This window comes from Streptomyces sp. NPDC049887 (assembly GCF_040656535.1).
Lineage (GTDB): Bacteria > Actinomycetota > Actinomycetes > Streptomycetales > Streptomycetaceae > Streptomyces.
In genome coordinates this window covers 22,146-36,413 of record NZ_JBFAMM010000040.1, presented here as the reverse complement: position 1 = coordinate 36,413, position 14,268 = coordinate 22,146, and the positions used below count along the sequence as shown (strand labels likewise).

Here is a 14,268-nt window from a genome sequence, read left to right as displayed (position 1 = left end):
CGTTGTCACCCTGCTTCATGCCCGCGCCGTTGCGCGAGACGAGCTGACGGTAGGCGGTGGAGTTGACCAGCCCCGGCGCGGCGGCCTCCTCCCAGCTGAGGTGCTTGGGCTTCGGCATCAGCTGGTTCGACTTCACCAGCGCGATCTCGGCCAGCCCGCCGAAGTTGGTCTCGAAGCCCCAGATCCGCTGCTCGGGGTCGAGCATCGTGTCGTTGTGGCCGTCCGAGGACTCCAGCTCGACGGAGAGGCAGTGCGCGACGACCTCGTCGCCGGGGTTCCAGGCGTTGACGCCCGGGCCGGTGCGCAGGACGACGCCGGCGAGGTCGGAGCCGATGATGTGGTACGGGAGGTCGTGGCGCTTGGTCAGCTCCGACAGCCGGCCGTAGCGCTCCAGGAAGCCGAACGTCGACAGGGGCTCGAAGATCGAGGTCCACACGGAGTTGTAGTTCACCGAGCTGGCCATCACGGCCACCAGGGCCTCACCGGGTCCGAGCTCGGGGACCGGGACCTCGTCGAGGTGCAGGGACTTGCGCGGGTCCTTCTCGCGCGTGGTGAGTCCCGCGAACATCTCGGTCTCGTCCTTGTGCACGGTGACCGCCCGGTACGACTCGGGGAGCGGCAGTGCGGCGAAGTCGGCGGACGTGGAGTCCGGCGACTGAATCGCGTCCAGGATTTCCTTCACGGTGTGCCTCCGGCGAATGGTGTCTCCCCGGCCCGGGGGCGGGGGAGGCGTCTCGCGGACGAGAGCGCTGAGGGGAACGTCGGGGAGTGCTGCTTCTGTGGAGGTGTGCCGTCGGTTCGGCGGGTGGTGCCGGCAGCGCTGGTGTGCGCGGGAGGTTGCCTGTGACGCAGGCGTCCGGGCGCGCGAGCCGGGGGGCTTGCGGGGACAGCCGGCGTACGGGGAGTTCTCTGCACGCCGGCCGCCCGGACAACTTCAACGTATGGCACGCCGTGCCAGCCCGCAAGACACTGCGTGCCAGCAATTTCACTCACATGCAATCTCCGTGTCACACATGAGCGATGATCGATCGATTTTGGGGGCTGACCTGCGCAAACGTCCATCTGGGCGGCGGCCGCGCTTGCGTGGAGTGCTCGCGTGTGTCCACTCGGTGATCGCCATGTGGTCTATGTCATGGACGCGCCCCTGGCCTCGGTGTCGTGCCCGGGCTTCCGGCCGGACCCCGGCGACCACCGCGGGGCCTGCCCGGCGCGGGTGGCCGTCCGGGCCGCCCGCGGGGGCTCCGCCGCCCCGGGGGCGGCCCGGGCACCGCCGGACCGCGGAACTCGCGCTCGCAGTCGTCCTCGTGTTCGTGTTCGTGTTCGTGTGGGGCGAGCGGGCCGGTGAGTCCCGCCCCGCGTACCGCCGCCGCCCGGCCGGCCGGCCTCCGGCCGGTTCGGCGCCCGCGGGCCCCGCGCGGCCGGCGCGCCGCGACCCGGCTCCCGCCCGGTGCGAGCATGCCCAGCCGTGCCCGGCTCCCGCCCGGGTGCGCGGTGTCCGGCTCGTGGTCGGGTGCGCGGTGTCCGGTTTGTGGCCGGGTGCCCGAGCCGGGTGCGCGGTGTCCGGCTCGTGGTCGGGTGCCCGAGCCGGGTTCGACGTCCCCGTCCGGCGGGCGGGGGCCGGCCGACGCGAGGGGGCTTGACTTCCCGGAGCCGGGGGAACCCCGCGCCCGGGAGCGCAACGGCCCGGCCGGGCCGCCCGGCGGCCGGGCCGCCCGGCGCGATGCCGTCAGCGGCGGCGCAGCGCTTCCTCGATCGTGCGCATCACCTCGGGCAGCGGGGCGTCCGTGCGGGCCACCGCGACCAGTACCTCGTCGCCCGTCCGCACCTGCGCGGCGGCGGGGGCGCGTTCCGCCCCGGATCGGCCCGCACCGATACCGGAGCCGAACGTCTCGCGGACGATGGCGAAGGCGTGGTCGAGCTGAGCCTCCACATCACCCTGGCCGCCCGCCCTCAGCCAGCGCCTGAGCACATGGTTGTGGGCGGTGACCACCGCGGAGGCCGCGACCTCGGCGAGCAGCGGGTCGTCGTTGCCGTCGTGGTGGTCGCGCTCGTCGAAGTGGCCCAGCAGATAGCGGGTGAAGAGCCGCTCGTAGCGGGCCACCGAGGCGATCTCCCGCTCCCGCAGCGTCGGCACCTCGCGGGTCAGCCGGTACCGCTCGACGGACACCGCCGGGGATGCCGCGTACATCTTCATGACTTCCTTGATGCCCCGGCACACCGTGTCGAGCGGGTGCTCATGGGCCGGAGCGGCGTTCAGCACGGCCTCGGCCCGCACGAGCGTGTCGTCGTGGTCGGGGAAGATCGCCTCTTCCTTGGAGCGGAAGTGCCGGAAGAAGGTGCGCCGGGCGACCCCGGCCGCCGCGGCGATCTCGTCGACGGTCGTCGCCTCGTACCCCTTGGTCGCGAACAACTCCATCGCGGCCGCCGCCAACTCCCGGCGCATCTTGAGCCGCTGGGCGGCGGCGCGGCTGCCCGCGGCGCTCTCGGGGGCGTCGGACGTCGTGGGCGCGGGGGAGTTCCGGACGGTGCGTCGGTGGGCGTCAGCGGGCTGGGACATGCCCTGAACGTACTGCATCTGTGCAGGGGGCTGCGCCTCCAGGGGCGGGCCGCCCGCTCCGTCCAGCAGCCCGCCCCAGGCCGGGCGGCCGACGCCGGGGTCGGCGGCGTCGCGGGCCGATGGCTGCCGCCCGGCTGCGTCGTCCACGCGGGCAGCGCCTTCCCCATGGCCCTTCGGGCAGGGGAGGGGCTCCCGGGGCTCTCCTCCTCCGCCCTGCCGGGCTCGGCCTCCGATCCGCTCGTCGACCTGCGCTCCCCGCGATCGGCCGTCTGCTCCGTTCGCGCGGCCGGAATCAGCGCCGGGCATATTCGCGGAAGCCGCGGCCCGTCTTGCGGCCGAGGCAGCCCGCGGCCACGAGGTGCTCGAGCAGCGGCGCCGGGGCCAGACCCGGGTCGCGGAACTCCCGGTGCAGCACCTTCTCGATGGCGAGGGAGACGTCGAGACCGACCACGTCGAGCAGTTCGAACGGCCCCATCGGGTACCCGCCGCCGAGCTTCATCGCCGCGTCGATGTCGTCGAGGGTCGCGTAGTGCTCCTCCACCATCTTGATCGCGTTGTTCAGGTACGGGAACAGCAGGGCGTTCACGATGAAGCCGGCGCGGTCACCGCAGTCGACGGGGTGCTTCCTGATCCGCGCCGTCACCCCGCGGACCGTGGCGTGGACGTCGTCCGAGGTCAGAACCGTACGGACCACCTCGACGAGCTTCATCGCGGGGGCCGGATTGAAGAAGTGCATCCCGATGACGTCCTGGGGCCGCGAGGTGGCGCGGGCGCAGGCCACGACGGGCAGGGAGGACGTCGTGGTGGCGAGGATGGCGCCCGGCTTGCAGACCTTGTCGAGCGTCGCGAACAGCTGCTGCTTGATCTCCAGGTCCTCCGCGACGGCCTCCAGCGCCAGATCGACCTCGGCGAAGGCGTCCAGCGACGCGGCCGGAGTGATCCGCGCCAGCGTCTCGTCCCGGGCCTCGGCGGTCAGCCTCCCCTTGTCGACAGAGCGCGAAAGGGACTTGGCGATACGTGACTTGGCCGTCTCCGCCTTCTCCTGGCTACGGGCGGCGAGGACCACGTCGTAGCCGGCCTTCGCGAACACCTCCGCGATTCCGCTGGCCATCGTGCCGGAACCGGCCACACCGACCGAGCTCACCGGGCGGCCGCCGGCCGACCGGGCGGTCTCCAGCGGGGTCAGGGCGTCGTGGACGACCGTGCCGCTGTCCGGGGCCTCGTAGGTGTAGAAGCCGCGGCCCGACTTGCGGCCGGTCAGCCCCGCCTCGCTGAGCTGCTTCAGGATCGGCGCGGGAGCGTGCAGCCGGTCGTGGGACTCGGCGTACATGGCCTCGAGGACGGTGCGGGCCGTGTCGATACCGATCAGGTCGAGCAGCGCCAGCGGCCCCATCGGCAGCCCGCAGCCGAGCTTCATCGCGGCGTCGATGTCCTCACGGGAGGCGTACTTCGCCTCGTACATGGCGGCGGCCTGGTTGAGGTAGCCGAAGAGCAGACCGTCCGCGACGAATCCGGGGCGGTCTCCGACGGCGACCGGCTCCTTGCCGAGGTCGCGGGCGAGCGCGGTGACGGCCTCCACCGCCTGCGGGGCGGTCAGCACCGAGGAGACCACCTCCACCAGGCGCATCGCGGGGGCCGGGTTGAAGAAGTGCATGCCGAGAACCCGCTCGGGGTGCGCCGAGTCGGCGGCGAGCCGGGTCACGGACAGCGCGTTGGTGCCGGTGGCGAGGATCGTCCCGGGGCGGACGACTGCGTCGAGCTCCCGGAAGACCTGCTGCTTCAGCTCGTACGACTCGGGCACGACCTCGATCACCAGGTCGGCCTCGGCCGCCGCCTGGAGGTCGGAGAAGGTACGGAATCGGGCCAGGACGTTCCGCCGCTCCTCCTCGGTGAGGCGCTCGCGCTGCACGGCGCGTGCGGTGGACGCTTCCAGGGCGGTGACGGCGTGCCGCGCGGCGGTCTCGCTGACGTCGATGCCGATGACCTCACGCCCGGCCCGGGCGAGCACCTCGGCGATACCGGTGCCCATGGTGCCGAGACCGACGACGGCAATGGTGGAGAGAGGGGTGTCCATCACGGGACTCCAGGAGTGAGTGACGACTGAGGGAGGGCGTACGTGCCGCAGGGCGCCGAGGGCGGTCCGCGTCGGCGGACCGGAGGGGCGCGCGGCACGCGCAGAGTGCGTGTCGCGATGAAGATGGCGACGGACCCTGTCCCGGAGTCACGCCGTACTGAACTGCCGAACCGACTGGCTCTCCCCGGCCGTGGGCCCGGGAGTCACCCCCGAGCGGCTGCGTCACCAGGCCGCCGAGAGCAGAGCGGGTGTTGCCCGCTCACATGAGATTAACTCGCGGGTAACGAGCGCGCCACCCCTGCGCGGATGTGATCTGCGCCGCCACGGACGAACCGCGCCGGGGCGGAACGACGGACCTCGTCCGATGGTTGGCCGGGGCCGGGGCCGGGGCCGGGGCCGGGGCCGGGGCTTCCGGGGCGCGGGTGCTGTGCCCGGCGCGCTGTGCCGACCCTGCGGGGGCGCGGGGGTGCCGGCGGGGTGCCGGGCGTCCGTGGGACCCGGCGCGCGGGTCGCGGCGTGGGCAGGGGGGCGGGCCCACGGCCGGGCCGGGTGACGGCGGAGCCACGTCGCGCGCGGGTGAGCGCACCCGAACCACGCGCGCCACCGGCGCGGCGAAGGGGTCGCGCCGGCGCGTGGCTGAGCGGGTCCGCGGCCGGGCCGGCACTCCCCGGCGGGACCGGACCGATCGCGCGGCCGCGTCCGGCCGGAGGCCGTCCGCGAAGAGCCCCACCGGGCCCGGGCGCGCACCCCAGGGGCTGTCCCGTGATTCCCGGCGGGCGCACGACGCCGGCCACGGCACCTCGCAGCGTTGATCGCCCGAACCCACCCAGTACGAGGACGACCCTCCGCCTTGCGACGCACCGCATCCGACGCCGGGCGCTGGTTCACCGGTGATCACGGGGAGCCCCTAGGCTGCTCGCATGGACGCGGATCTCGAGGATCTGGCCCGCCGCACACGCCGCGAGTTGACCGGGCCGGCGGACGACGAACTGCACAGGCGACTGACCGCGATCGCGGACCCCGACGCACTGGCCACCGTGCTGACCCAGAACCGGCTGCCGCTGTGGGCACGGGAGATAGCCGCCTTCCGGCTCGGCTGCGCCGGTGACCGCCGATCCTTCGAACCGCTCGTGCTGCTGCTCAACCACCGTGATCCGGAGCGCTGCCTCTCCGCCTCCCACGCTCTGAGCAGGCTCGGCGACCCCCGTACCGCGGCGGCCGCCGCCGCCCTCGCGACCAACGAACTGCGCGTCGCCTACGCCCTCGTCCCCGTACGGCTCCTCACCGCCCTGCGCGCACCCGAGTCCGCCCCGGCGCTCATCACCACCCTCGGCCGGAGACTCGCCCCCGGCGACCCGCACTGGCGCGTCGCCCTCGCCTGTGTGGAAGGGCTCGGCGCACTCGCCGACGAGCGCGCCCGCCCGGTCCTGGAGTCCGCGCTGGCTCACCCCCGCCTGTCCGCCGCCGCCGCGGCGGCCCTCAGCCGCCTGCGGTAACGCACCTCGGGCACGGCGACACCGTCCACTTCGAACGGCTCCTCCGCCCCGTCGGCCCGGAATCCCGCCTTCTCGTAGAAGCGGCGCGCCCGCCGGTTCTCCCGGAGCACCCACAGCAGCAGCGCCGGCCTGCCGTCCGACTCGGCCCGGGCAGTCAGCGCGTCCAGCAGCGCCCGGCCCACGCCCGTGCCGATCCGGTCCGGCCGGACGTAGAGCGCGTACACCTCGCCGTCGCCGGTCGTCGCGCCCTGGTCGCGGTACGGCCCGCAGCACCCCCAGCCGGCCACCTCGCCGTCGTACTCCGCGACCAGGTGCACCACGCCGGAGGCCTCGGCGGCGGCCAGGCGGGCCCGGTGCCGCCCGGCGTCCTCCGCCTCGTCCATGGCGTCGAGGTAGGACCGCGGCATCAGCCCGGCGTAGGCGTGCCGCCAGCCGCCGACCCGGACGGCGGCGACCGCCTCGCAGTCGGCTTCCGACATCTCCCTGACGAGGACGTCCGGGTGGCCCACCGGGCCCGCGGCGCTCCCGTGACCGGTGGCGCGGAGAGGTGTGCGGTGTGTGTCCACGGCCTCATCCTGGCGCACACCACCGACCTCGCGCCGCCGGGTTTCCGCCGGCGCCCGGCCCGGTGACCCGGCGCCGCCGACGGAGAACCGGGCGGCGCCGCACCGGACCGGTACGTCAGTTGCGGTGACCGAGGAGCCGGTGCAGCGCGGCACCGGCCCTGTCGGCATCCGGCACGCCCGTGCGCACCCCCGGCTTCAGCGGCTTCGGCTCCTCGCCCGTCGCGCAGAAGGCGTCCGCCTCGCCCGTGGCCGCGGCCGGGGGGAGCTTCCCGGTGGCCAGATAGTCCGTCACATGGCGGTCCATGCAGGCGTTCCCGCTCAGCGAGGTGGCGTGGTTGCCGCCGCCCCGCTCGACGACGAGCCGGGAGCCCCGCAGTGCGCGGTGGACGGTGACGGCCCCCTCGTACGGGGTCGCCGCGTCGTCCGTGGCCTGGAGGATCAGCACCGGCGGCACCTTGTCGTTGGTGACGTCCGTCCGGTCGAGCGGCGCGACGGGCCAGAACAGACACGGGGCGTTGTACCAGGCGTTGTTCCAGGTGGAGAGCGGGGCCTTGGCGTGGGCCGCCCGGTTGTCCAGGCGCCACGTGCCCCAGTTCCTGGGCCAGGCGGCGTCCCTGCACTGCACCGCCGCGTAGACGGAGTAGGCGTTCTCGCCCTCCTTGTCGACCGCGGCGAAGGTCCGGTACACCTCCAGCAGCGGCCTGGTGTCCCGGCCGCGGGCGAATGCCGCGAACGCGTCCGCGAGGTACGGCCAGAAGCCGTTGTAGTAGCCGCCCGGCAGGAAGGTGTCCTCGAGTTCGGCCGGGCCGATCTCGCCCCCCACGGGCGACTTGGCGAGGGAGGCGCGCATCGCGTACCAGGCGGCCTCCACCCGTGCCGGGTCGCTGCCGAGCCGGTACGTCGTGTGGTGCTTCGCCACCCAGGCGGTGAACGCCTTGTGGCGCGCGTCGAATCCCGGGTTCTGGGCCAGGTTGGCGCGGTACCAGACCCTGTCGGGGGCGACCACGGAGTCGAGCACCGCGCGTCGCACGCGCCCGGGGAAGTGCTTGGCGTACACGGCTCCGAGGTAGGTGCCGTAGGAGTACCCGAGATAGTTGATCCTCGCGGCCCCCAGGGCCTGCCGGACGAGGTCGAGGTCCTTCGCCATGCTGACCGTGCTCATATGGGGCAGCAGTTCGGCGTGCCGGGTCGCACAGCCCAGGGCGAAGGAGCGGGCCCTGGAGAGGTTCGCCAGCTCGGCCTTCCGGTCCAGCGGCAGCGAGTCGGGGCGGACCGGCGCGAAGTGCCCGGGACGGCAGTCGAGCGCCGGACGCGACCTGCCCACACCGCGGGGGTCGAAGCCGATCACGTCGTACTGCGCCGCCAGCCCGGCGGGCAGCGAGGCGGCGACGAACCCGGCGGTCTTCAGCCCGGAGGCGCCCGGGCCGCCCGGGTTGACCAGCAGCGGCCCCTGGAAGGTCTTCGCCGTGTGCCGGATCCGCGACAGCGCGAGCGTGATCTTCGTGCCCTGCGGGTCGTCGTGGTCCAGCGGCACCTGGAGCGAGGCGCATTCGAGCCGCGGGTGCTGCTCGGTCGCGCAGCCGGCCCACTTCAGCGCCGCACCGTGCGGGGCCACGGGGCCCGCGGTCGCGGCGGACGGCGCACCGGTCACCAGTCCGGCCACCGTCGCCCCCATGGCGACCAGCACTCCTGCCCGTCTGTTCACATGTCCTCCCGGGATGGCGGGGCGCGCCCGGGCGGCAGAGCCCCGGGGCAGATTTCCCCGATATCCACCGGTGAGGCATGTTCTTTTGGGAAAAGACCCGTTTGGTGAGTTCCTGTTCGGCTCCGAGGGGGACTGGGCCGTCGTCGGGTCGGCACGCCGCGGCCGGCGGCCCACCCGAGCGGCTGCCCAGGTCCCGGACGGCGGTCAGAGCAGGCTGAGCTGGGTGACCGCGGGTTCGGCGAGGGAGGGCTCCGCCGGGGTCGGAACGCGCCTCGGCGCGTCCCGCCGCGCCGGTCCGATGCCGAATTCCGTGGCCAGTTCGTGCACATGACGGGTGATACGCCGTTGGTACCACCTGGGGGCGTAGGCGCCCTCCGCGTAGAGCCGTTCGTAGCGGCGCACCAGGTGCGGGTGCTCCCGGGCCAGCCAGGCCGTGAACCACTCGCGCGCGCCGGGCCGCAGATGCAGCACCAGCGGGGTCACGGACGTCGCCCCGGCCGAGGCGACCGCCCGTACGGTCGCGCGCAACTGGTCCGGGTGGTCGCCGAGGAAGGGGATCACCGGTGCCATCAGCACCGCGCAGCCGATGCCGTGGTCCGCGAGCTTCCGGACCACGTCGAGCCGCCGCTCCGGTGCCGGTGTGCCCGGCTCGACGGACCGCCACAGCTCGCGGTCGGTGAAGCCGACCGACACGGAGATGCCGACGTCGGTCACGTCCGCCGCCTGGCGGAGCAGATCCAGGTCGCGCAGGATCAGCGTGCCCTTGGTGAGGATCGAGAAGGGGTTGGCGTAGTCGCGCAGGGCGCCGATGATGCCGGGCATCAGCCGGTAGCGCCCCTCCGCGCGCTGGTAGCAGTCGACATTGGTGCCCATGGCGACGTGCGCGCCCTGCCAGCGCCGGGAGGCCAGCTGCCTGCGCAGCACCTCCGGGGCGTTGATCTTGACGACGATCTGGCTGTCGAATCCGTGCCCGGTGTCGAGGTCCAGATAGCTGTGGGTCTTGCGGGCGAAGCAGTACACGCAGGCGTGGGTGCAGCCGCGGTAGGGGTTCACCGTCCATTCGAACGGCATCCGGGAGGCTCCGGGCACCCGGTTCAGGACCGAGCGGGCCCGCACCTCGTGGAAGGTCATCCCCCGGAACTCCGGTGTGTCGAAGGTCCGGGTGGTCACGGCGTCCGTACCGAAGAGCGCGGTGCTCCCGGGCAGGGGCGAACCGTCGGGGTCCGTGGCGTTCCGGCCGTTCTCGGCGAGATTGTCCCAGCGCATGGGCGCCTCCTCGGTAGCACTGACCACAGAATAGAACATGTGTTCCCTTGATCGCCGCAACCCCGAATTTGGGCGGCCGGGACGGAGGTGGTTGGCTTGGTGGCACTGCAGGGAACGAGTGCTGAAGGAGAAGCGATGGCGCAGGTCGAGGCCACGACGGAACGGATCGTCGCGGGGGGCGCGGAGGCCGTGTTCGACGCGCTGGCCGACTACAAGGACACCCGCGCGAAGCTCCTGCCCGGGCACTTCAGCGAGTACCAGGTGCGCGAGGGCGGCGACGGCGAGGGCACCCTCGTGCACTGGAAGCTCCAGGCCACCAGCAAGCGCGTCCGTGACTGCCTCCTCGAGGTGACCGAACCGACCGACGGTCAGCTCGTCGAGAAGGACCGCAACTCCTCGATGGTCACCACCTGGACCGTGACGCCCGCCGGCGAGGGTCGCTCGCGGGTCGTGGTCACCACCGTCTGGAACGGCGCGGGTGGCATCGGCGGATTCTTCGAGCGCACCTTCGCGCCGAAGGGCCTCGCCCGGATCTACGACGAGGTGCTCGCGAACCTCGCCGCCGAAGTCGAGAAGTGAGCGTCTCGAACACCGCTCGCCCCGAGTGCTGGCGCTCTTGGCTGCTGGTCCTCTTGAGGGCTGATCCCTTCGGGCGGTGATCCCTCGGGGTGAAGGGGCGGCGCCGCTCGGGCGACGTCCCTGCCCCCAAGGGAGCGGACCGGGAGGGTACTTCACCCGACCGGGAGGGTGCTTCGCCCGGTCCGGAGGTGAACTCCCTTCCGCCGCGCCCCCGTCAGGGTCACCGTTTCGAGTGGTTCTCCTCTTGGCTCCGTGGGCCCTCCGGCGCACTTGGTGCACTGAAAAGCGCCTGATGAGCGACCGTTGTGCGCCCCCGGGGTCCCCGTCCGCCCACCCTGCGCCCCCTTCCCGACGCAACCGTCCGGCTTGATCCGTCTTGGCGTGCAATGCGGAGAATGGCGCCGCGCAGCCGCGACGAGGGGAGCAGCACGTGGGCGGGACCACTCTGGTGAAGGACGGGCCGACCGCGGGGACGGCCGGTCGTCCCGGACCCCCCGCACCCCCCGCCGCCGACGGCGACGCGGCCGCGCTCAGCCCCCGGCGGGTCCGGCTCGTGTTCTGCGGTCTGATGCTCGCGCTGCTGCTCGCGGCCCTGGAGCAGATGATCGTCGCCACTGCGCTGCCGAAGATCGTGGGCGAACTCCGGGGTCTGGACCGCATGTCCTGGGCGATCACCGCCTATCTGCTCACCGCCACCATCGGACTGCCGGTCTACGGAAAGCTCGGTGACCTCTACGGCCGCAAGGGCGTCTTCCAGTTCGCCATCGTCGTGTTCGTCGCCGGTTCCGCCCTCGCGGGCTGGTCCCGGACGATGGACGAACTCATCGCCTTCCGGGCCGTCCAGGGCATCGGCGCCGGCGGACTGATCATCGGAGTCCAGACGATCATCGCCGACATCGTCCCGGCCAGGGAACGGGGCCGGTTCATGGGTCTCATCGGCGCCGCCTTCGGGCTCGCCTCGGTCGCCGGGCCGCTGCTCGGAGGCTTCTTCACCGATCACCTGTCCTGGCGCTGGTGCTTCTACTTCAACGTTCCGTTCGGCCTGGTCACCCTCGCCGTGGTCGCCTTCGTGCTGAAGCTCCCCAAGCCACCGGCGAGGGGCCGTTTCGATGTCCTCGGTGCCCTGCTGCTGGCCGCGGCGTCCACCTGTCTCGTCCTGTTGACCAGTTGGGGAGGCACCGAGTACGCCTGGGACTCAGGCGTCGTCCTCGCGCTGGCCGCGGGTGCCGCCGGAACGACCCTGCTTTTCCTCGCCGTCGAGCACCACGCGCCCGAACCCGTGATCCCCCTTCGGCTGTTCCGCGACTCGGTCTTCAACGTCACCGGTCTCGTGGGAGCCGTGGTCGGCGTCGCCCTCTTCGCCGCGGCCGGCTATCTGCCCACGTTCCTGCAGATGGTCGACGGTGCCGGGGCCACCGAGTCCGGGCTGCTGATGCTGCCCATGATGGGCGGCATCGTCGTCGCCTCGATCGTGTCGGGCCACCTCATCAGCCGCACCGGTCACTACAAGTCCCATCCGGTGGCCGGTACCGCCCTCGCGGCCGTCGGCATGTGGCTGCTGTCGGGGCTGGACACCGACACCTCCCGGTTCACGTACTCGGTGTGGCAGGCGGTCCTCGGCATCGGTGTGGGCCTGGTGCTGCCGGTGCTGGTGCTTGCGGTGCAGAACTCCGTGCCGCCCGCCGACCTCGGCACCGCCACCAGCGCCAGCAACTACTTCCGCCAGATCGGCGGCAGCGTCGGCGCAGCCGTCTTCGGCACCCTCTTCGCCGAGCGGCTCGCCGACGCCCTCGCCGGCCGCATCCCCACGACCCCCGAGGACATGCCCGAGGCAGAGGCCGTCACCCCGCAGCTCGTGCACGCGATGCCGCCCGCCCTGAGGGACGGCTACATCCAGGCGTACGCCGACGCGATGCCGCGGATCTTCCTCTACCTCGTGCCGGTGCTCGTCCTCGGTCTGATCCTCGCCTTCTTCCTCAAGGAGAAACCGTTGGTGACCCACAACGCCCCCACGGCCGCCGAACCCACGTCCGTGCCCCACGCCCGCACGGCGCCCTCCGCCCCGGCACCCGCGCCGGCGGCCCCCAGCGCGGGAGTACCCGTCTGCGGCACGGTCCAGCACCACGACGGCAGCACGGTGCCCCGCGCCGCGCTCACCCTCATCGACGTCCGGGGCCGGCAGATCGGACGCGGGGCGAGCGGCGAGGACGGACGGTACGCCCTCAGCGTCCCCGGATCCGGCTCGTACGTCCTCATCGCCGCGGCCGGCGGGCACCAGCCGCAGGCCGTGTCCGTCACCGTCGGCGAGCGGCCGGTCGACCTGGACGTCGTCCTCGGCGGCGCCGGCCGGCTGGCCGGAAGCGTGGTCACCGCCGACGGAAGCCCCGTGCGCGACGCCGCGGTGACATTGACCGATGTACGCGGTGAGGTCGTCGCGTCCACCCGCAGCGGCCGCGAGGGCGGCTATGTGATCGGCGAACTGGTGGCGGGGGAGTACACCGTCGCGGCGAGCGCTCCGGCCTTCCGCCCGGCCGCGCTGCCCGTGAGCGTGCAGGCGTCTCGGGAGACCCGCCAGGACATCGAACTCGCCGGCGGCGCGGTCCTGCGCGGCACGGTGCGCGCGGGCGGGGGGCGGCCCGTGGAGGACGCGCGGGTGACCCTGCTCGACGCGGCGGGGAACGTCGTCGACACGCTGACCACGGGCCCCGAGGGGAGCTTCCGCTTCGTCGACCTGTCGTCCGGCGAGTACACCGTCATCGCCGCCGGCTATCCCCCCGTGGCGACGGTGCTACGGGTCGCGGCCGGGGGGCGCACGGAGCGCGAACTCCAGCTGGGGCACGAGGACCCGTACTCCTGACCGGAGTCGGCCGGTCCACTGCGGCCGGAGCCGTCGGAGGGGAACGGCCGTGCCGTGGTGCGGCGTCGTGGCGTTCCTTCGAACGCCCGGAGTCGATCCTGAGGGCGCGTGAGGGGTCCGGGGTCAGGGCAGGGTGAGGATGCGGGGGCCGTCCTCGGTGACGGCGACGGTGTGTTCGAAGTGGGCGGCTCGGCTGCCGTCGATCGTGCGCAGCGTCCATCCGTCGGGGTCGGTGCGGCAGGCGTCGCGTCCTCCGGCCGTGAGCATGGGTTCGATGGCGAGGGCGAGGCCGTGGCGCAGGGGGAAGCCGCGGCCGGGTCGTCCGTGGTTGGGGACGTGGGGGTCTTCGTGCATCCGGCGGCCGATGCCGTGGCCGCCGAAGCCGGCCGGTATGCCGCAGCCGGCGTTGCGGGCGACCGTGCTGATGGCGTGGGAGATGTCCCCGATCCGGTGGCCGACCGTGGCGGCGGCGATGCCGGCGTCCAGGGCGTGCCGGGTGGCGGCGACGAGTTCGACGTCGGCGGGGCGAGCGGTGCCGACGGTGAAGCTGATCGCGGCGTCACCGGTCCAGCCGTCGAGTTCGGCTCCGCAGTCGATGCTGACGAGGTCGCCGTCGCGCAGGCGGCGCTCGCCGGGGATGCCGTGCGAGACGACGTCGTTGACGGATGCGCAGATCACGGCGGGGAACGGGGTCGGGGCGAAGGAGGGCTGGTAGCCCAGGAACGGGGAACGTGCACCGGCCTCGCCGAGAACGGCGCGGGCGGCTTCGTCGAGTTCGCGCAGACGCACACCCACGGCGGCCGCGTCACGGGCGGCCGCGAGCGCGCGGGCCACGACGCGTCCGGCTTCTCTCATCGCGTCCAGTGCCGTGTCGGTCTTGATCTCCACCATCTGCCTGACTCCCTGCCGCGAGCTGCCCAATATTTATACCGGTATTAGTATCACGGATGTGGTGGGGGTTCCCTCCGGCCCGAGGGGGCGTTGGCACGGAAAGCGCTTCGGGACCCTGCTCCGGCGGGCCGGGGCGGCCGTGGCGCGGTCGGTGCGGCAGCCACCGGCGGGGCGTCCTCCGAAGCGCCGCGGACCCGACCCTCCCGGCGCGACCCGGTGTGCACTCCCGCGTCGACCCTCGAAGGGCTCCACGAGCCGACGGCTCGGGCCCGGGGCC

Annotated in this window: 10 protein-coding genes; 3 read left to right on the top strand and 7 right to left on the bottom strand. The window is 73.1% G+C overall.

The window, feature by feature from the left end:
- The 3 genes from AB0J10_RS31360 to AB0J10_RS31350 all read right to left on the bottom strand — a co-directional run.
- Nucleotides 1–682 (bottom strand): alcohol dehydrogenase catalytic domain-containing protein (locus AB0J10_RS31360; RefSeq protein ID WP_363066429.1); only part of this gene is annotated, 682 nt, incomplete at its 3' end.
- A 1,044-nt stretch (nt 683–1,726) separates the two neighbouring features.
- The gene (locus AB0J10_RS31355; protein WP_363066437.1) at nt 1,727–2,575 is read right to left on the bottom strand and encodes a TetR family transcriptional regulator; all 849 of its coding nucleotides are present in this window, start codon (nt 2,573–2,575) and stop codon (nt 1,727–1,729) included.
- A gap of 274 nt (nt 2,576–2,849) precedes the next feature.
- Entirely contained in the window at nt 2,850–4,631 is a 1,782-nt protein-coding gene (locus AB0J10_RS31350; protein ID WP_363066427.1) for a 3-hydroxybutyryl-CoA dehydrogenase, read from the bottom strand.
- 920 nt (nt 4,632–5,551) lie between these two features.
- On the opposite strand from AB0J10_RS31350, the gene AB0J10_RS31345 reads away from it, so the two are divergent.
- Nucleotides 5,552–6,127, top strand: coding sequence for an adenylosuccinate lyase (locus AB0J10_RS31345; RefSeq protein ID WP_363066425.1), 576 nt, complete (start codon nt 5,552–5,554; stop codon nt 6,125–6,127).
- Here AB0J10_RS31345 and AB0J10_RS31340 read toward each other — a convergent pair.
- The 3 genes from AB0J10_RS31340 to AB0J10_RS31330 form a co-directional block, all read right to left on the bottom strand.
- Nucleotides 6,076–6,606 carry a GNAT family N-acetyltransferase gene (locus tag AB0J10_RS31340; protein ID WP_363066435.1) on the bottom strand — a complete coding sequence of 177 codons (531 nt, stop codon included), beginning with the start codon at nt 6,604–6,606 and terminating at the stop codon, nt 6,076–6,078. The two genes, AB0J10_RS31345 and AB0J10_RS31340, sit on opposite strands and share 52 nt — an antisense overlap.
- Nucleotides 6,607–6,808: 202 nt before the next feature.
- A complete protein-coding gene (locus tag AB0J10_RS31335; protein ID WP_363066423.1) occupies nt 6,809–8,398 on the bottom strand; it encodes an alpha/beta hydrolase in 1,590 nt (529 codons plus the stop codon).
- Nucleotides 8,399–8,602: 204 nt separating this feature from the next.
- A complete protein-coding gene (locus AB0J10_RS31330; protein WP_363066421.1) occupies nt 8,603–9,664 on the bottom strand; it encodes an Rv2578c family radical SAM protein in 1,062 nt (353 codons plus the stop codon).
- Nucleotides 9,665–9,799: 135 nt separating this feature from the next.
- On the opposite strand from AB0J10_RS31330, the gene AB0J10_RS31325 reads away from it, so the two are divergent.
- Both AB0J10_RS31325 and AB0J10_RS31320 read left to right on the top strand, forming a co-directional pair.
- Nucleotides 9,800–10,243 (top strand): SRPBCC family protein, encoded by a 444-nt coding sequence (locus AB0J10_RS31325; RefSeq protein ID WP_363066419.1) that lies wholly within the window; start codon nt 9,800–9,802, stop codon nt 10,241–10,243.
- Between the two features lie 430 nt (nt 10,244–10,673).
- Nucleotides 10,674–13,100, top strand: coding sequence for an MFS transporter (locus tag AB0J10_RS31320; protein ID WP_363066417.1), 2,427 nt, complete (start codon nt 10,674–10,676; stop codon nt 13,098–13,100).
- Between the two features lie 123 nt (nt 13,101–13,223).
- On the opposite strand, the gene map is transcribed toward AB0J10_RS31320, so the two are convergent.
- Nucleotides 13,224–13,991: a type I methionyl aminopeptidase gene (map, locus tag AB0J10_RS31315; RefSeq protein ID WP_363066415.1), complete on the bottom strand. Its 768-nt coding sequence runs from the start codon at nt 13,989–13,991 to the stop codon at nt 13,224–13,226.
- Nucleotides 13,992–14,268: the final 277 nt, after the last annotated feature.